This window comes from Shewanella sp. T24-MNA-CIBAN-0130 (genome assembly GCF_040310185.1).
In the GTDB taxonomy this organism is placed as follows: domain Bacteria; phylum Pseudomonadota; class Gammaproteobacteria; order Enterobacterales; family Shewanellaceae; genus Shewanella; species Shewanella psychromarinicola.
In genome coordinates this window covers 1-398 of the sequence record NZ_JBEOPP010000162.1, presented here as the reverse complement: position 1 = coordinate 398, position 398 = coordinate 1, and the positions used below count along the sequence as shown (strand labels likewise).

1 pseudogene is annotated in these 398 nt (G+C 45.5%); it reads left to right on the top strand.

The window, feature by feature from the left end:
* Positions 1–398: pseudogene (locus AAEZ02_RS21910) on the top strand (IS3 family transposase); the annotation flags it as partial.

Here is a 398-nt window from a genome sequence, read left to right as displayed (position 1 = left end):
CGTAGTGAAGGGATCGCCTACCAAACCCTGTATCATTGGCGCGATAAAGCTAAAAAAGAGGGTCGCCCAGTGCCAGGTAAAAAATTGACCAGTAATGATTGGTCGGCCGAAGCTAAGTTTGCCGTTCTCATTGAAACAGCGCCAATGTCTGAAGCTGAAGTAAGCCAATATTGCCGAGAAAATGGTTTGTTTCGAGAACAAGTTCAGCAGTGGAAACAAGATTGTTTAGGGGGCTTTACGACAAGTGAAGTTCAAGCCAAAACGATTAAGCAGCAAGCCAAATCAGACAAAGCAGAAATCAAATCCCTGCAACGAGAGCTACGCTACAAAGAGAAGGCGTTAGCAGAAACAGCGGCTTTACTGGTGCTTAGAAAAAAGCTCAATGCGCTTTGGGAGGA